Origin of the sequence: Pseudoduganella sp. SL102, from assembly GCF_027856995.1 — a bacterium.
In the GTDB taxonomy this organism is placed as follows: Bacteria; Pseudomonadota; Gammaproteobacteria; order Burkholderiales; family Burkholderiaceae_D; genus Rugamonas; species Rugamonas albidiflava.
The window spans coordinates 5752687-5770195 of sequence record NZ_CP115554.1; the positions used below are offsets into that span (position 1 = coordinate 5752687).

The 17509-nt window shown below is 63.4% G+C and carries 16 protein-coding genes and 1 tRNA gene; 1 reads left to right on the forward strand and 16 read right to left on the reverse strand.

Features of this window, described 5'->3' with window-relative positions; all coding sequences use genetic code 11:
* Window positions 1-5 precede the first annotated feature (5 nt).
* The 16 genes from nuoH to OU994_RS24320 form a co-directional block, all read right to left on the reverse strand.
* Complete coding sequence (nuoH, locus tag OU994_RS24245; protein ID WP_131144711.1) at window positions 6-1085, reverse strand: NADH-quinone oxidoreductase subunit NuoH; 1080 nt, start codon at window positions 1083-1085, stop codon at window positions 6-8.
* Complete coding sequence (gene nuoG, locus OU994_RS24250; RefSeq protein WP_281608026.1) at window positions 1085-3424, reverse strand: NADH-quinone oxidoreductase subunit NuoG; 2340 nt, start codon at window positions 3422-3424, stop codon at window positions 1085-1087. The genes nuoH and nuoG overlap by 1 nt, the downstream gene beginning before the upstream one ends.
* Window positions 3425-3434: 10 nt before the next feature.
* The gene (gene nuoF / locus OU994_RS24255) at window positions 3435-4733 is read right to left on the reverse strand and encodes an NADH-quinone oxidoreductase subunit NuoF (protein WP_131144709.1); all 1299 of its coding nucleotides are present in this window, start codon (window positions 4731-4733) and stop codon (window positions 3435-3437) included.
* Window positions 4730-5206 carry an NADH-quinone oxidoreductase subunit NuoE gene (gene nuoE, locus OU994_RS24260; protein WP_131144708.1) on the reverse strand — a complete coding sequence of 159 codons (477 nt, stop codon included), beginning with the start codon at window positions 5204-5206 and terminating at the stop codon, window positions 4730-4732. The genes nuoF and nuoE overlap by 4 nt, the downstream gene beginning before the upstream one ends.
* A gap of 17 nt (window positions 5207-5223) precedes the next feature.
* Window positions 5224-6477 (reverse strand): NADH-quinone oxidoreductase subunit D, encoded by a 1254-nt coding sequence (locus OU994_RS24265; RefSeq protein ID WP_131144707.1) that lies wholly within the window; start codon window positions 6475-6477, stop codon window positions 5224-5226.
* Window positions 6477-7070 carry an NADH-quinone oxidoreductase subunit C gene (locus OU994_RS24270; RefSeq protein ID WP_131144706.1) on the reverse strand — a complete coding sequence of 198 codons (594 nt, stop codon included), beginning with the start codon at window positions 7068-7070 and terminating at the stop codon, window positions 6477-6479. Before OU994_RS24270 ends, OU994_RS24265 begins: the two co-directional genes overlap by 1 nt.
* A gap of 17 nt (window positions 7071-7087) precedes the next feature.
* The gene (locus tag OU994_RS24275) at window positions 7088-7564 is read right to left on the reverse strand and encodes an NADH-quinone oxidoreductase subunit B family protein (protein ID WP_130188314.1); all 477 of its coding nucleotides are present in this window, start codon (window positions 7562-7564) and stop codon (window positions 7088-7090) included.
* A gap of 3 nt (window positions 7565-7567) precedes the next feature.
* The gene (locus OU994_RS24280; RefSeq protein ID WP_131144705.1) at window positions 7568-7927 is read right to left on the reverse strand and encodes an NADH-quinone oxidoreductase subunit A; all 360 of its coding nucleotides are present in this window, start codon (window positions 7925-7927) and stop codon (window positions 7568-7570) included.
* A gap of 181 nt (window positions 7928-8108) precedes the next feature.
* A tRNA-Leu gene (locus OU994_RS24285) sits at window positions 8109-8193 on the reverse strand.
* Window positions 8194-8289: 96 nt separating this feature from the next.
* Window positions 8290-8769 carry a preprotein translocase subunit SecG gene (gene secG, locus OU994_RS24290; protein ID WP_281608027.1) on the reverse strand — a complete coding sequence of 160 codons (480 nt, stop codon included), beginning with the start codon at window positions 8767-8769 and terminating at the stop codon, window positions 8290-8292.
* A gap of 455 nt (window positions 8770-9224) precedes the next feature.
* Window positions 9225-9974 (reverse strand): triose-phosphate isomerase, encoded by a 750-nt coding sequence (gene tpiA, locus OU994_RS24295; RefSeq protein WP_131144703.1) that lies wholly within the window; start codon window positions 9972-9974, stop codon window positions 9225-9227.
* 155 nt (window positions 9975-10129) lie between these two features.
* Window positions 10130-11110: an NAD(P)H-quinone oxidoreductase gene (locus tag OU994_RS24300; protein ID WP_281608028.1), complete on the reverse strand. Its 981-nt coding sequence runs from the start codon at window positions 11108-11110 to the stop codon at window positions 10130-10132.
* Between the two features lie 167 nt (window positions 11111-11277).
* A complete protein-coding gene (locus tag OU994_RS24305; protein WP_281608029.1) occupies window positions 11278-11718 on the reverse strand; it encodes a hypothetical protein in 441 nt (146 codons plus the stop codon).
* Complete coding sequence (locus tag OU994_RS24310) at window positions 11709-12470, reverse strand: LysM peptidoglycan-binding domain-containing protein (RefSeq protein WP_281608030.1); 762 nt, start codon at window positions 12468-12470, stop codon at window positions 11709-11711. The genes OU994_RS24305 and OU994_RS24310 overlap by 10 nt, the downstream gene beginning before the upstream one ends.
* A 357-nt stretch (window positions 12471-12827) precedes the next feature.
* Window positions 12828-13433, reverse strand: a complete 606-nt coding sequence (locus OU994_RS24315; RefSeq protein ID WP_229420727.1) for a tetratricopeptide repeat protein — start codon at window positions 13431-13433, stop codon at window positions 12828-12830.
* A gap of 95 nt (window positions 13434-13528) precedes the next feature.
* Entirely contained in the window at window positions 13529-14287 is a 759-nt protein-coding gene (locus OU994_RS24320) for a GIN domain-containing protein (RefSeq protein WP_281608031.1), read from the reverse strand.
* Between the two features lie 438 nt (window positions 14288-14725).
* Here OU994_RS24320 and OU994_RS24325 point away from each other — a divergent pair, with 438 nt between their 5' ends.
* Window positions 14726-17155: a TonB-dependent receptor gene (locus tag OU994_RS24325; protein WP_281608032.1), complete on the forward strand. Its 2430-nt coding sequence runs from the start codon at window positions 14726-14728 to the stop codon at window positions 17153-17155.
* Window positions 17156-17509: the final 354 nt, after the last annotated feature.

Here is a 17509-nt window from a genome sequence, read left to right on the forward strand (position 1 = left end):
CTTCCTTACTTCCAGATGTTCCACGGCGTCTGCATCCAGGTCGCGACGAGCACGAGCCAGAACAGCGTGAGGGGAATGAAGACCTTCCAGCCCAGACGCATGATCTGGTCGTAGCGGTAACGCGGGAAGGTACCACGCACCCAGATGAACAGCGACACGATCAGGAACGTCTTCACGAACAGCCAGAAGAAGCCGCCGAAGCCGCCGCCGAATTCCAGGAAGGCGAACGGTGCGGACCAGCCGCCCAGGAACATGATCGATGCCAGCGCGCCGACGAGGATGATGTTGGCGTATTCGGCCAGCATGAACATCGCGTACGACATGCCGGAGTATTCCACCATGTGGCCGGCGACGATTTCCGATTCACCCTCGACGACGTCGAACGGCGCACGGTTCGCCTCGGCCAGGCCGGAGGTCAGGTAGACCACGAACAGCGGCAGCAGCGGCAGCCAGTTCCACGACATGAAGTTGACGCCCATGTCGGCGAAGCGGCCGGTCTGCTGGCTGACCACGATGTCGATGAAGTTCAGCGAGCCGGACACCATCAGGATCACGACCAGCGCGAAGCCCATCGGGATCTCGTACGAGATCATCTGCGCCGAGGCGCGCATGGCGCCCATGAACGAGTACTTCGAGTTCGACGACCAGCCGGCGATGATGATGCCGTACACCTCCATCGAAGTGATCGCCAGCAGCACCAGCAGGCCGGCGTTGACGTTGGCCAGCACGGCTTCCGGGCCGAACGGCACCACCGACCAGGCGGCCAGCGCCGGCATGATGGTCATCACGGGGCCGATCACGAACAGGCTCTTGGCCGCCTTGGTCGGCACGACGATTTCCTTCAGCAGCATCTTGATGCCGTCGGCCATCGGTTGCAGCAGGCCCATCGGGCCCACGCGGTTCGGGCCGATACGGATCTGGATGAAGCCGATCAGCTTGCGCTCCCACAGCGTGGCGTAGGCCACCATGCCGAGCAGCGGCATCAGCACGCACAGCAGCTTGATCATCGTCCACACGAACGGCCAGGCCGAACCCAGCGCATCGGCGCCGGCGGTGTTGATGGTATTGACGAATTCCAGTGCCATTATTTGCCCTCCCCTGCGGCAGTTCCAGCTTTGGCCACGGAGATCGGACCAAACATGTCGCCCAGCGTCGCGGTCGAAGCGTGGGCTGCGGAGACGCGCACCACGTTGGCCGGCAGGCCGGCATCGACGCGCGCTTCCAGGATCGCGGAGCCGGCGCCTTGCAGCACCTGCACCATGTCGCCGGTCTTCACGCCGATCTGTCCGGCCAGCGCGGCCGAGATGACCGCCTTCGGCGCCTGCGCGTCGACGGTGGCCTGCAGCGGCGGCGAACGGCGCACCAGTGCGTCGGCGAAGTAGATCGGCACGTCGGCGATGCGTTCGAGCTTGTCGCCGGCACCGAACGAGGCAGACGTCAATGCCACGCTGGACACGTTCGACAGCTTCGCGGAGACGTCGGTCACGCCGGCGCCCAGCACTTCGTCGCGGACCGATTCCGAGGTTTCGTAGTCGAAGCCCGGCAGGCCGAGGATGTTGCCCAGCACGCGCAGCACTTTCCAGGCCGGGCGGGCTTCGCCCAGCGGTTTCACGGTGCCGTTGAAGCTTTGCGCGCGGCCTTCGCAGTTCACGAAGGTGCCGGAGGTTTCGGCGAACGGCGCGATCGGCAGCAGCACGTCGGCATAATCGGCGCCATGCTTGAAGGCCGACATCACCACGACCATCTCGGCGCCCTTCAGCGCGGCCACGGCCTGCGCCGGGTTGGCGGCGTCGAACTCGGGCTCGGCGTTCAGCAGCACGTAGGCCTTCTTCGGCGTAACGAAGGCGGCTTCGGCTTTCTGCGAGAACGCGCCGGCGATGTACCCGCCGACGGTGTTGGCCGCTTCGGTCAGGTAACCGAGCTTGGCGCCGGTCGCGTTGGCGATCCACTGCGCGGCGGCGGCGATGGCCGACGCTTGCGGGTGGTGCACGGCGGCGTTGCCAAGGAAGACGGCTTTCTGTTCGCCCGACAGCAGGCTCGCGGCCGCCGCCTTGGCGGCGTCATTGAACTCGCCGGAGAAGCCGCCTGGCGCCGCTTCGCCCTTGGCGGAGGCGATGGCGGAGACGATGCCCGACAGCGCGGCCAGCCAGTCGGACGGCGCGGCCACGATATTGTTGGCCACCGTGATCAGGCTGTCGTCGCGGGTGGCGTGGACCAGCGTCAGCTGGCCGCCGTTCTTCACGGCGGCGCGCAGGCGCGATGCCAGCAGCGGGTGATCCTTGCGCAGGAACGAACCGATGACCAGCGCACGCTGCAGGTTCGACACGTCGGCAATCGGCATGCCCAGCCACGGCGTGACCTGGCCGTCCAGCGCGAAGTCGCTCTGGCGCAGGCGGAAATCGATGTTGTCCGAACCGATGCCGGAGGCCAGCTTCTTCAGCAGTGCCAGCTCTTCCAGCGTGGAGTGCGCGGTGGCGTAGGCGGCGATCGCCTCGGCGCCATGTTCGTGACGGATATTCTTCAAGCCGTGCGCGACATATTCCAGCGCGGTCTGCCAGTCGACTTCCTTCCATTCGCCGCCCTGCTTCAGCATCGGCTGGGTCAGGCGGTCGGCGGAATCCAGGGCTTCGTACGAGAAGCGGTCCTTGTCGGAAATCCAGCACTCGTTGATCGCTTCGTTTTCCAGCGGCAGCACGCGCTTGACCTTGCCCTGCTTGACCTGGACGATCAGGTTGGCACCCAGGCCATCGTGCGGCGAGACGGATTTGCGGCGCGACAGTTCCCACGTACGGGCGCTGTAGCGGAACGGCTTCGACGTCAGCGCGCCCACCGGGCACAGGTCGATCATGTTGCCGGACAGCTCGGAGCTGACGGCTTCGCCGACGAAGGTGGTGATCTCGGCGTGTTCGCCGCGGCCCAGCATGCCCAGTTCCATCACGCCGGCCACTTCCTGGCCGAAACGCACGCAGCGGGTGCAGTGGATGCAGCGGCTCATCTCCTTCATCGAGACCAGCGGGCCGGCCTCTTTCGGCACGACGACGCGCTTTTCTTCCTCGTAGCGGGAGTTGTTCTTGCCGTAACCCACGGCCAGATCCTGCAGCTGGCACTCGCCGCCCTGGTCGCAGATCGGGCAATCCAGCGGGTGGTTAATCAGCAGGAATTCCATCACCGACTTCTGCGCCTGCACGGCCTTCTCGCTGTGCGAACGCACGATCATGCCCGCGGAGACGGGAGTGGCGCAGGCCGGCAGCGGCTTCGGCGCTTTTTCCACCTCGACGAGGCACATGCGGCAGTTCGCTGCGATCGACAGTTTCTTGTGATAGCAGAAGTGCGGGATGTAGGTTCCCAGTTTGTTGGCAGCGTCCATCACCATTGAACCCGGTGGGACTTCTACCTTTTTGCCGTCAATTTCGATTTCAACCATGATCAACGCTTTAGAAGGCCGACACAGGCACCAGGCAGTGCTTGTGCTCGACGTGATATTCGAATTCTTCGCGGAATTGCTTGATGAACGCGCGCACCGGCATCGCCGCGGCATCGCCCAGTGCGCAGATGGTGCGGCCCTGGATGTTGTCGGCGATCGAGTTCAGCATGTCCAGGTCGGTCTGGCGGCCCTGGCCATGCTCGATGCGGTGGATCATCCGGTACATCCAGCCCGTGCCTTCGCGGCACGGCGTGCACTGGCCGCACGATTCCTCGTAGTAGAAGTACGACAGGCGTTCCAGCGCCTTGACCATGCAGCGCGTCTCGTCCATCACGATCACGGCGCCGGAACCCAGCATCGAACCCGCTTTCGCGATCGAGTCGTAGTCCAGGTCGGTCTGCATCATGATCTCGCCGCGGATCACCGGGGCGGACGAACCGCCTGGGATGACGGCCTTGATCTTCTTGCCGCCGCGCATGCCGCCGGCCAGCTCCATCAGCTTCGCGAACGGCGTGCCGAGCGGAACTTCGTAGTTGCCCGGACGCTCCACGTCGCCGGAGATCGAGAAGATCTTCGTGCCGCCGTTGTTCGGCTTGCCCAGGCCCAGGTAGTTCTCGGCGCCGATGTTCAGGATGAACGGCACGGCCGCGAAGGTTTCCGTGTTGTTGATCGTGGTCGGCTTGCCATACAGGCCGAACGAGGCCGGGAACGGCGGCTTGAAGCGCGGCTGGCCCTTCTTGCCTTCCAGCGATTCCAGCAGCGCGGTTTCCTCGCCGCAGATGTAGGCGCCATAGCCGTGGTGCGCGTGCAGCTGGAAGCTGAACTCGCTGCCCATGATCCGGTCGCCCAGGAAGCCTTCGGCGCGGGCTTCTTCCAGCGCTTCTTCAAAGCGCAGGTAGTCCTGGAAGATCTCGCCGTGGATGTAGTTGTAGCCCACGGTGATGCCCATCGCGTACGCGCCGATGGCCATGCCTTCGATCAGCGAGTGCGGGTTGTAGCGGATGATGTCGCGGTCCTTGAACGTGCCCGGCTCGCCTTCGTCGGTATTGCAGACGAGGTATTTCTGGCCCGGGAACTGGCGCGGCATGAAGCTCCACTTCAGGCCGGTCGGGAAACCCGCGCCGCCGCGGCCGCGCAGGCCGGACGTCTTCAGCTCGGCGATGATCTGCTCGGGCGGGATCTTTTCTTCCAGGATGCGGCGCAGCGCCGAATAGCCGCCACGCTTCACGTAGTCGGCCAGGTGCCAGTTGTCGCCGTTCAGGTCCTTCAGGATCAGCGGATTGATGTGGCGGTCGTGGAGGGAAGTCATTTCTTCAGTTCCTCCACCAGCGCGTCGAGTTTGTCGTTGTTCATGAAGCTGCACATGCGGTGGTTGTTCACCAGCAGCACCGGCGCGTCGCCGCAGGCACCCATGCACTCGCCTTCCAGCAAGGTGAACTCGCCGTCGTCGGTGGTGTCGCGGTAGTCGATGCCCAGCTTCTGCTTCAGGTGCTCGCCGGCCTTCACGCCGCCGCTCAATGCGCACGGCAGGTTGGTGCACACGGTGATCTTGTGCTTGCCGACCGGCTTCAGGTTGTACATGTTGTAGAAGGTCGCGACTTCCTGCACGGCAATCGCCGGCATGCCGATGTAGTCGGCGATTTCCTTCATCGTTTCAGGCGACAGCCAGCCCAGTTCGACCTGGGCATGAGCCAGCGAGGCCATCACGGCCGACTGGCGCTGGTCGGCCGGGTACTTGGCCAGCTCGCGGTCGATTTTTTTATAGCACTGCTCGGATAACATAATCTTTTCCTGCCTCGTTAGCGGTCGATACTGCCGAACACGATGTCCTGCGTGCCGATGATGGTGACGGCGTCGGCGATCATGTGACCGCGCGCCATTTCATCCAGGCTTTGCAGGTGCGTGTAGTCCGGCGTACGGATCTTCAGGCGGTACGGCTTGTTGGCACCGTCGGAAACGATGTAGATGCCGAATTCGCCCTTCGGGTGTTCGATGGCCGTGTAGACCTCGCCCGGCGGTACGTGGAAGCCTTCCTGGAACAGCTTGAAGTGGTGGATCAGCGATTCCATGTTGGACTTCATGTCCACGCGCGACGGCGGAGCGACCTTGCGGTTGTCCGTCATGACCGGGCCCGGGTTGTTGCGCAGCCATTCGATGCACTGCTTGATGATGCGGTTCGACTGGCGCAGCTCTTCCACGCGCACCAGGTAGCGGTCGTAGCAGTCGCCGTTGGTGCCGATGGGGATGTCGAAGTCCATCAGGTCGTACACTTCGTACGGCTGCTTCTTGCGCAGGTCCCACTGCACGCCGGAGCCGCGCAGCATGGCGCCGGTGAAGCCCATGGCCAGCGCGTCTTCCGGAGTCACCACGCCGATGCCGACGGTACGCTGCTTCCAGATACGGTTATCGGTCAGCAGCGTTTCGTATTCGTCGACATAGCCGGGGAAGCGGGTCGTGAACGCTTCCAGGAAGTCCAGCAGCGAACCCTGGCGGTGTTCGTTCAGGCGGTCGATTTCCTTCTGGCTGCGGATCGACGACGGACGGTGCTTCGGCATCGCGTCCGGCAGGTCGCGGTACACGCCGCCCGGGCGGTAGTAGGCCGCGTGCATGCGCGCGCCGGATACCGCTTCATAGCAGTCGAACAGGTCTTCGCGGTCGCGGAAGCAGTACAGGAACGGGCCCATGGCACCGACGTCCAGCGCGTGCGCGCCCAGCCACATCAGGTGGTTCAGGATGCGGGTGATCTCGTCGAACATCACGCGGATGTACTGTGCGCGCAGCGGCACTTCGATGCCCAGCAGCTTCTCGATGGCCAGCACGTAGCCGTGCTCGTTGCACATCATCGACACGTAGTCGAGGCGGTCCATGTACGGCACCGACTGCAGGTAGGTCTTCTGCTCGGCCAGCTTCTCGGTGGCGCGGTGCAGCAGGCCGATGTGCGGGTCGGCGCGCTGGATCACTTCGCCGTCCAGCTCCAGCACCAGGCGCAGCACGCCGTGCGCTGCCGGGTGCTGCGGACCAAAGTTCAGGGTGTAATTCTTAATCTCAGCCATTATTTCATCCCGTATTTTTCTTCCCGGATCACGCGCGGCACGTTTTCGCGCGGCTCGATCGTCACGGGCTGGTAGATCACGCGGCCCTGTTCGGCGTCGTAGCGCATTTCCACGTAGCCGGCGACCGGGAAGTCCTTGCGGAACGGGTGGCCGATGAAACCGTAGTCGGTCAGGATGCGGCGCAGGTCGTTGTGGCCTTCGAACAGGATGCCGTACAGGTCGAACGCTTCGCGCTCGTACCAGTTGGCGGCACGCCAGATGTCGGTGATCGACTGCACCAGGGGCATCTCGTCGTCCGGGCAGAACACGCGCACGCGTACGCGCCAGTTGTGCTTGACGGACAGCAGGTGGGTGACGGCCGCGAAGCGCGGGCCTTCCCACGTGCCTTCGCCATAGGCGGAATAGTCGATGCCGCACAGGTCGATGAAGGTATCGAATCCGAGTGCGGCATTGTCGCGCAGCGTCTGCATCACTGCGTGGTAGTCGTCGGCCTTGACGACCAGGGTGATTTCACCGAGGGCCACGCTGAGCGTGACGCGCTCGCCCAGGGCGCCGGTAATGGCGCCTTGCAAAGCTTCCAGTTGTGTTGTCATATATCTTGAGCGCCCCGTTACCGTGCAATCGTATTGGTGCGCTTGATCTTGTTTTGCAGCTGCATGATGCCGTACAACAGTGCCTCGGCGGTCGGCGGGCAACCCGGCACGTAGACGTCGACGGGCACGATGCGATCGCAGCCGCGCACGACGGAGTAGGAGTAGTGGTAGTAGCCGCCGCCGTTGGCGCACGAGCCCATCGAGATGACCCAGCGCGGTTCCGGCATCTGGTCGTACACCTTGCGCAGTGCCGGCGCCATCTTGTTGCACAGCGTGCCGGCCACGATCATCACGTCGGAGTGACGCGGCGACGGACGGAACACGACGCCGAAGCGGTCCATGTCGTAACGGGCAGCGCCCACGTGCATCATTTCAACCGCGCAGCACGCCAGGCCGAACGTCATCGGGAACATCGACCCGGTGCGTGCCCAGTTGATCAGCTTGTCGGCCGAGGTGGTGATGAAACCTTCGTTTAATACGCCTTCAATAGCCATGGCTTATTCCCAATCAAGGGCACCTTTCTTCCAGATATACCAAAAACCGACGACGAATTCAGCGATGAACACCATCATCGTCACGTAGCCCTGCCAGCCCAGTTCGCGCATGGAGACGCCCCATGGGAAGAAGAAAGCCGTTTCAAGGTCGAACAGAATGAAGAGGATTGCGACGAGGTAGTAACGCACGTCGAATTTCATGCGCGCGTCTTCGAAGGCTTCGAAGCCGCACTCGTAGGGGGAAAGCTTCGCCGCGTCGGGGCGATATGGACCCAGCAGACGGCCCAGTACCTGGGGGGCTACACCGACACCGATGCCGACCAGGATAAATAGAAGTACGGGGAAATAAGTTTCGAGGTTCACGATAGGGTCACAGCTGTTGTTGAACGACCGGTTGGCGAGGCACCACACCATTGCGGTGCGGTCTGGAAGCTCGACCCCTATCGAATGCTGAGACGGGGACCGAACGACACATCCTCGTAAAAAAACCAGCTAGAGGCTGTGAGGACAAACTCCTGGGCCTTTTGCTGGCTTCTCAAATTTCTGGTGCCGACGACGAGACTCGAACTCGTACAGCTTGCGCCACTACCCCCTCAAGATAGCGTGTCTACCAATTTCACCACGTCGGCATTAAGGCCGCTATTCTACTCGTCTTTGCGCCGTTTGTTAATGTCAATTGCGCGATATCAAGGAGAAAAACGGCAAAAACTTCAAAATTATTCGTTTTACTTCGGTGCTGCGGGCGCGGGAGCCGTTGCCGGCGCAGCGCCTTCAGTGACACCTTCAGCGGCACCTGCTGCAGCGCCTTCGTTCGTGGCAGCGGGCACGCCGGCATTCGAGGCAGGTGGCACGCCGGCATTCGCTGCCGGTGCTGCCGGCGCGGCCGGTGCCGCCGCCGGAATGGCCGCCGAACCCTTGACCGGCACGGTCACGTTCTGCAGGATGCCGCCACCGCTGTTCGCGGTACGGCCATTGGACATCACCGCCAGCCCGAGCGTCGCACCGAAGAAGATCGCCGCCGCCAGCGCCGTCGACTTCGACAGGAAGTTCGACGAACCGCTGGCACCGAACAGGCTGCCGGACGAACCGGAACCAAACGCGGCGCCCATGTCGGCGCCTTTGCCGTGCTGCATCAGCACGAGGCCGATGATGGCCAGCGCCGATAAAACCTGTACTACCACGACCAGATTGAACAAGGTGTTCATGCTATTCCATTCTCAATTTTAAATGCGCGGGCTTGCGGCCCGCCTACCCCACCCGTTGCCGGGATGTTCATGCACTGCCGGCCGATTGGCCGTTCAGTTAATATCATTATCGGTACGCCAACCCGGCAATTACCGCATTTGCTACCGGGCCATTGTCAGCCGATTACCAGCGGCTACCACGCAATAGCTGGTCAATAGCCGCTCAATAGCCGGTCAATCAGCGATTCAGGCGCGATTACCGTCCGGTTACCACATCACCGGCAGGCTATTACCAGCCGTTACTTATCCGGCATTACCGCTGGCGTTTGAAAATCCATTTACGGCCGAATCTGCTGCTTGATTTGCTGCTCAGTTCGCTGCTCAGTTTGCCGCTCAGTTTGCTGCTTGATTTGCCGCTCAGTTCGTCACCAGTTTGCCGCTCAGTTTCCTGCTCAGTTTCCTGCTCAGTTTCCTGCTCAGTTTCCTGCTTTCGCGATGCCCAGGAAATCCTGTGCCTTCAGCGATGCGCCACCGATCAGGCCACCGTCGATATCGGCCTGGGCCATCAAATCTCCCGCATTCTCGGGCTTCATGCTGCCGCCGTACAGGATCTGCAACTTCGCCGCCGCCTCCGCGCTGCGCACCGCTACCTGCTTGCGCAGCGCTGCGTGCACTTCCTGCGCCAGCGCCGGCGTGGCCGTCTTGCCGGTGCCGATCGCCCACACGGGCTCGTAGGCCAGCACGATCTTTTCCAGCGCCGGATTTTCCAGCACGTCGAGCACGGCTTGCAGTTGCGCGCATACCACGACGTTGGTCCTGCCCGCCTCGCGCTGCTCCAGCGTTTCACCCACGCACACCACCGGGGTCAGCCCGGCGTTGAGTGCGGCAAGCGCCTTTTGCGCCACCAGTTCATTGCTTTCGTGGTGGTACGCGCGGCGCTCGGAGTGACCGACGAGCACGTAGCGGCAACCGAATTCCTGCAGCATCGAGGCCGCCATCTCGCCCGTGTAGGCACCGGCGGCATAGGCCGACACGTCCTGCGCGCCCCACGCGACCGGCGTTCCGGACAGCTCCGCCTGGCACTGCGCCAGGTACGGCGCCGGTACACACACTGCCATATCGGCATTGCCGGCGGCATGGCCTGCGACGATCCCGCGTAATAATACAGAATTGCCGGCAAGGCTGCCGTTCATCTTCCAGTTTCCGATGACGAGTTTGCGACGCATGGCTGTCCGAGTTGTTTGAGTTGTAAGGTAACCCGGGATTGTAACGTGCTCGGCAATACAGGGTCAAACCCGCAATCGTCAATTCGATGAGCAAGCCTGCAGGGGTACTATAGCGCCCTGCCGTGACAGCCCGGTGACGCGGCCATCACGGCGCCTCAGGTCACCTGCAGCATGATCTTGCCGACGTGGGTGCTGCTCTCCATCAGCTTGTGCGCCTCGACCGCCTGCTCGAGCGGGAAACTCTCATAGATCACCGGGCGGATCTTCTTCGCCTCCAGCAGCGGCCACACCTTGTCGCGCAGCTGGTGGGCGATCGCGGCCTTGAATGCCACCGAGCGGGGCCGCAGCGTGGAGCCGGTGACGGTGAGGCGGCGGCGCAGCACCTGGCCCATGTCCAGCGTGCCCTTGGCGCCGCCCAGCAGCGCGATGATGGCGATGCGGCCATCGTCGGCCAGGCAGTTGATCTCGCGCGGCAGGTAGTCGCCGCCGACCATGTCGAGGATGACATCGACGCCGTTGTCGCCGGTGAGCTGCTTGACGCACGCGGCGAAATCCTCGCGCCTGTAATTGATGCCGCGCTCGGCGCCGAGCTGCTCGCAGGCGCGCGCCTTGTCGTCGGTGCACGCCGTGGCGAACACGCGGTGGCCCAGCGCGCTGGCCAGCTGGATCGCCGTCACGCCGATGCCCGACGTGCCGCCCTGCACCAGCAGCGACTCGCCGGGGCCGAGCCGGGCGCGGTCGAAGACGTTGCTCCACACGGTGAAGTAGGTTTCCGGCAGCGAGGCGGCTTCGATCAGGGACAGCCCGTGCGGCACTGGCAGGCACTGTTCGACGGGCGCGACCACGTATTCGGCATAGCCGCCGCCCTGCACCAGCGCGCAGACCAGGTCGCCCGCGCGCCATTCGCTGTTGGCGAAATCGCCCTCGACCACCTCGCCCGCCACTTCCAGGCCCGGCAGGTCGGACGCCCCGGGTGGCGGCGCGTAGCTGCCGAGCCGCTGGAACACGTCAGGGCGGTTGATGCCGGCCGCGTGCACGCGGATCAGCACTTCGCCGGGACCGGGCTGGGGCTTGTCGCGGTAGCACAGCCGGAGTACGTCCGGCGGGCCGGCCTTGGTGATCTCGATTGCGCGCATGGTCATCCTTTCAGGGAAAGGGCGATTTTAGCGCGCCGGCCGAAAAACCGGGGACAGGCTCCGATTTTTGGGAAAGATTGCCTGGGAATGGGTGTTCCAGCGTCGTATTGTCCAGCGGGTGTGAAAACCCGGTAGAACATTTGATTCGCTACCCCCTGGCTGAGGGATTACCAGTCCAGCGGGCCGGTTGGGTCCGGGTCACGAATCACGTAGCAGGCAAGCGTTCCAGGGTGATTCGTGGAAAAACCGCTGGCCTTGTGTTGACGATAGCTGAGTTCATCGGGATAGCCGATGGCGTTCCATCCCATGTCAGGCCCCTCCGCGGTTCTGTGGGTCAGTGACACGACCTGGTATCGGCACTCCGACGCGATCTGCTCCATCCGATAGGTGGTTCGCCCGCGACCCTGTTCGATGATCCCGAAACGCACGGGCTCGCATCGGCTGAAAGGCGTCACCCAGGACATTTCCCCGGGCGTAATGGTCAACGCGCCGTAGCATGCGCGGCCAGTCCCAAGGAAACGTTCTGTCTTTGGCGGCACGGCACTGGCGGCCATGGCAGCAGCAAGGCCGGCGACGACAGCGCAGCACCGCCAGCGTTTCATTCGCATGCCGGTTCTCCTGGCTTGCTGCGTCGCATAACCTCCAGGCAGTAGTTCAATTTACGGCTGTACTCTGAGTCCCCGACGTTGTAACGCCTTGCAATGCTGGCGGGGGTGATTAATTCCCATCCAACGATGGCCTTCCTCAAGCGTCCCTTTTGGTATTGCAGTGTTTGCCCCGGGCGCAGTACCGCGGAGCTGGCATTGCGCTGCTTGAGGATCTCGATTGTCGTATCGTTTTGGCGGGCTATCTTGTCTAGGCTGTCACCAGCCCTGACCTCAACAGTGTGGATGCGCGTGTCATCAACCTGGCGAACTGTCCGGATATCATATCGAGCATGCCGCATGAGCAGATAGGCGGTACCTGCCTCGATATTCTTCCGCGGCGTACTGGCAACCGAAGTGATGGTAAGTTGTTGGCGTAGCGTGGCTGGCATGATTAGTTCACCACCTTCATTCCCGAATAACAGAGCACGTAACCCGGGATCACCTTCGTTTCCGATTTGCATAGGGTTACTTTTCCATGCCGGATTCTTGGGACCGCCGCTCTCAGTCCAGATCATCGCCTTTACGATCCTCCAATCCAGAGGTACATAACCACTGCCGGTCAGGTGACGATTGAACGTCGTCACCGTACGCTGAATATCGCAGTCATACTCATGCCACCTTGCATCCCGCACCGCATCGTCGACCGTTGCCTGCCATCGTTCATATTTCGATTTCCCGGGTGACTGCTTTGTAAGTGCTCCAGCCTTGCTCATGTCGCCTCCAGTTGTGCATTGACTGAGGCATCGTAGAGCGACAATCGCATGACAAAGATGCGCTACCGCAACAATCGCTAAAAGGAAAGGACGACTTAGGCGGCACCAGGGCATCTTCGACACTGCTTCGACTCAGGCGCAAATGATCATGCATCCAGCCGTAGTCTTTCAAGGCTGCGTCGTTCAGCGGACGCGAAGCAGTGCTTCGCGAAGGTGCGGCAATGCAGGGCCGCACCGCTCGGCCGGCTCGAAGCGATGCTTCGCGAAACCCGACTCGAATGATCATGCATCCAGTCGCAGCCTTGCAAGGCTGCGTCGTTCGGCGGGCGCGAAGCAGTGCTTCGCGAAACCACCGCCTCACCCTCCGGTGCGCGAAGTGCGGGGGAGTGGCTTGCCGGGGCGCCAGGCGGCGGAGAGGGCTTGCCCTTCCTCGATCTGCTCGGGCGTCATCTTCTTGGCGACGGCGGTGCGCTGTTCGGCGGCGTTCGGGTTTCCGCCGGCAGCGGCGAGGTTCCACAGCATGTAGGCGATCACGTTATCCTGCGGCATGCCGCCGATGTGGTACCGGTACATCAGCCCCAGCACCTGCTGCGCGTCCGGGTGGCCCTGCTCGGCCGCCTTGCGGAACCACGTGACGGCCTGCCGGTGATCCTGGATCACGGCGTTGCCGGTGTAGTACATGGCGCCGACCACATACTGCGCGTCGGCCTTGCCCTGCAGCGCGGCGCGGCGGTGCCACATCAGCGCCTGCCGGTAATCCTGCTGCACGCCGCGGCCCATGTAGTACATCAGGCCCAGCAGGTGCTCCGCGTCGGCGTTGCCGGCCCGCGCCAGCGGCAGGATTTCCTTGTAGGCGAGGCCGTAGTTGCGGTTGTTGTACGCGGTCGCGCCCTCGGCAAAGCCGGCGATCGCGCTGCCATGCAAGGCCAGCGCGATCACGGTGGAGGCGGCGAGCGCCATCATGAAACGTCCTAGTTTTTTCATCGCGAGAATGGGATTCGTTCTTTTACTTGTTCCGTCTCGTCCGGAGCCAATGTCCGGTCGCGTTTTCTTTGTGGCTACTTCCAGCTGACCTTGCCCAGGCCATCGACGCTGACGTTGCGGTTCAGCGGCTTGCCATACACGGTGACCGAGCCGAGGCCGGACAGGTGCAGGTTGGCGTTGGTCCGCGCATTCACCGTCGCATTGCCCAGGCCGGACAGGTCGATGTCCACCGAATCGGCCTGGAACTGCTGCGCATTCAACCCGCCCAGCCCGCCCAGCGACGCGCGCAGCTGCTTGCTGGTGCCGCCCAGCGTCACGTAGCCGGCGCCGCGCAGGTCGAGTTCCACTTCCTCGCCATCGGCGACCCACACGTGCATGCTGCCCATGCCGCACAGGGTCGCCCTCAGGCGCCGGTACGCGCTGACGATCTTCATGCTGCCGGCGCCGTCGAGCGTGATGTCGATCTCGTCGCCGGAAAAACCGGAGACTTCCGTGCTGCCCACGCCTTCGGACACCACTTCGCGCAACTGCGGCAGCACCAGTTCGGCGCGCAATCCCGCGCGGCGGAGCTTGCCGTCATTGGTATCGCTGTCCAGCTGCAGCGTATCGCCCGTCTGCACCGCGATCGCCTTGTCGACGAAGCGCCGGTCGCCGATGATCCGCAGCGACGGTTCGGCACCCTGCATCAGCCTCAGGTCCATCACCCCGTCGAGCTTGACGCGCACCACCCTGGCGTCGATGGTCCTGGTCGCGGTGGCGTCCTCGGCGCTGGCCGCGCCGAGCATCAGCCACAGGGTCGTCATCAGGAGGGCAAGGCTGAGTGGTTTGTGCATGGTGCTTCCTGTTCTCGGGTTGATTGCTCAGCGGGCGGCGTGCGCCGGCTGGACCCGGAAGGGACGACAGGTAATGTGTGCGGTGATCATGGCGTGCTCCTTCCGGGTATGTTGGGTCGATGCTGCCATGGTAGCCCGGACGGCGCCCGGTGGACCGCCGGCTGCGACGAAATGCACGATTCGCGGTGCAGACGACGAAATCGGGGTCCTGGCCGCGCCTTCCACGCCGCATGCTCCCCGGTGCAGCGCCATCTTCACGCAACAACGGAAGCGGGCACCACGGGGCCTTCCGCCGCCAGCGGGCGCCATTCCACCGCTGTTTAGTAAAGGCGATTAAACAGCAACGGCATTTTGGGAATTGCTTGATCTTGCTTTTTTAAAAATGAATACTCGTCTCGACAAAAAGGCCGCCCCCGGCCGATATTCCAAGGAGACGAAATGCGATTCAGAAGAACCATGATCAGCCTTGCCGTGGCCAGCGCCTGCAGCCTGGCCGCGGCAGTGACACCGCTGTCCGCGCATGCCCAGGCCGGCGCGACTGCCGAAACCGATCCCGCGGCGGCCGCCAACGCTACCCCGCCGGCCGAGGCGCCGACGCTGGGCCCGACCAATGCCGGCGACCAGATCCCCGAAGTGAAAGTGACGGCGACGCGCTATTCGACCTCGCTGCTGCGCACGCCGCTGGCCGTGTCGGCGTTCAGCCAGGAGCAGCTGACGCGCAAGGGCGCCACCAGCCTGCGCGACCTGGCCAATGAAATCCCCAACGTGGTGATCGAGAGCGGCAGCCTGGATTCGGCCGTGCAGGTGACGATCCGCGGCATCACGTCGTCCAACTTCACCGAGACGGGCGATCCGGCCGTCGGCTTCCACGTCGACGGCATGTATTCGCCGCGGCCGCAGGGTGCGCAGGCGCTGATGTTCGACATCGACCAGGTGGAGGTGCTGCGCGGGCCGCAGGGCACGCTGTTCGGCCGCAATTCGACCGGCGGCAGCATCAACGTCATCTCGGCCAAGCCGGACTTCTCGGGCACCTATGGCAAGGCCAATATCGACATCGGCAACTACCGGAAGAAGCAGGTCTCGGTGGTGCAGAACGTCGCCGTCAACGACAAGCTGGCCCTGCGCGGCACCTTCATGGTGGTGCGGCGCGACGGCTATGCAAACCAGATGCGCGACCTGTCCGAAGCCAATGCGCCGGAATATGGCTGGGTCCCGAACGGCAAGCCGGATGTCGACCAGCGCTTCAACGCGGTGATCGGCAAGGACAAGTTCTACACCAACCAGGACCAGTGGGCGGCGCGCCTCTCGGCGCTGTACAAGGTGAACCAGGACCTCACGCTGAGGGCGGCCTACGAGCACTTCCAGGACAACGGCGCGGGCGGTGCCGACTTCCGCGATTGCGCCGCCACCGTCGGCACCCGCTACGCCTGCGCGCCGGGCACCGGCAAATGGGACCTGCTGATCAACGTGCCCGGCTCGGTCGACATGCAGATCCGCACGCTGCGCACCGGCCTGTCGTGGACGATCAATCCCGACACCACCTTCGACTACACGTTCCAGGTGGCCGACCAGAAGCGCTCCGAAATCACCGACGACGACCGCGGCATGCAGCACGCCGCGCCGTTCCAGGTGAACGGCATGTATCCGAACACGCCGACCGGCAACTGGGGCACCTGGCCGATCAAGGACGTGTTCCACCGCACGCTCGACTCGCGCTACCTGTCCACCGTGCATGAAGCGCAGCTGAAGCAGACGTTCGGCCCGTTGCAGTACGTGGCCGGCCTGTTCTGGATGCACGAGCGGAACAGCATCGACTATGAAATGACGGAGACCATCCAAAAGCCGTTCGGCGACGTCGGCTCGGTGCTGTACCACCAGCCGAACCGCCAGGTCGACGCCAAGGCCGCGTTCGCGCAGGCGGACTGGAAGTTCGCGCCCGGCTGGACCGGCACGCTGGGTGCCCGCTACAGCCGCGACAGCAAGGAAGACCAGGGCGGCGAGGTGTATGGCGCCAACTGGATCGGCAGCCCCAATTACTACAATGGCCTGTACAGCCAGGGCACGCCGGGCACGCCGGGCTTCCATGTGCACGACGGCACCGACCTCACGCCGGCGATGGGCGGCAGCGTGGGCGCATATCACCTGTATGGTTCGCCGACCTCCAACGACCACAAGGAAACCTGGAAGAAGGTCACCTGGCGCGTCGGCCTGCAGAAGCAGTTCACGCCGAACCAGATGGGCTACGCGTCCGTCTCGACCGGCTACAAGGCCGGCGGCTTCGCCGACAAGACCGACAGCTGCAACTACCAGATGTGCGCGGATGGCAAGCCGGGCGTGGTGACCTTCCTGCCGTACGGCCCGGAAACCGTGACCAACTTCGAGCTGGGCTACAAGGGCAAGTTCCTGGACAACCGGCTGTCGCTGTCGGCCACCGCCTTCTTCATGAAGTACAAGGACATGCAGCTGACCGGCACCTACTTCATCAACCAGATCATTCCGGCCGCCGGCCTGCCCTGCCCGTCCGACCAGCCGAAGTGCGACGTGTATGAAGGCTGGCGCACGATCAACGTCGGCAAGGTGGACATCCCCGGCCTGGAGATCGAGTGGGACTACCGGCCATGGCGCGGCGCGCGCTTCGGCGGCGGCTTCGCGTTCATCAACACCGACGTGCACGACTTCAAGGAGGTTCTCCGACGACTACCAGTGCGACGTGCGCGTCGAACTGGGCATCGAGCCCTGCCCGACCGCTTACGCCGGCCCGGACAAGGCGCTGATCGGCCGGCGGCTGTACAACGTCGACGGCAACCACCTGCCGAACACGCCGAAGTACCAGGTCAACCTGAACTTCTCGCAGGAATTCGCGCTTGAAAACGGCTACCGCATCACGCCGTACGTCAAGGTCAACTGGCGCGACAAGGCCTACTTCGACATGCGCAACTCCGAGTTCGCCCACATCGGCCGCTACCAGAAGGCTTACGCCATGGGCGACATGTCCGCCCGCCTGGATGCCCCGAATGACAAGTGGTACGCCGAGCTGTACGTGCGCAACGTCTCGAACAGCCACGCCGCCAAGAACCGCGACTCCGTCAACGGCGGCTTCATGAAAGCCAACTTCGTCGAACCCCGCATGTTCGGCGTGCGGCTGGGCGCCGAGTATTGACCCCTGCTCCGAGGTGACCTCACAGCCGCGCTCCGCGCGGCTTTTTTACAACAGGGACAGTC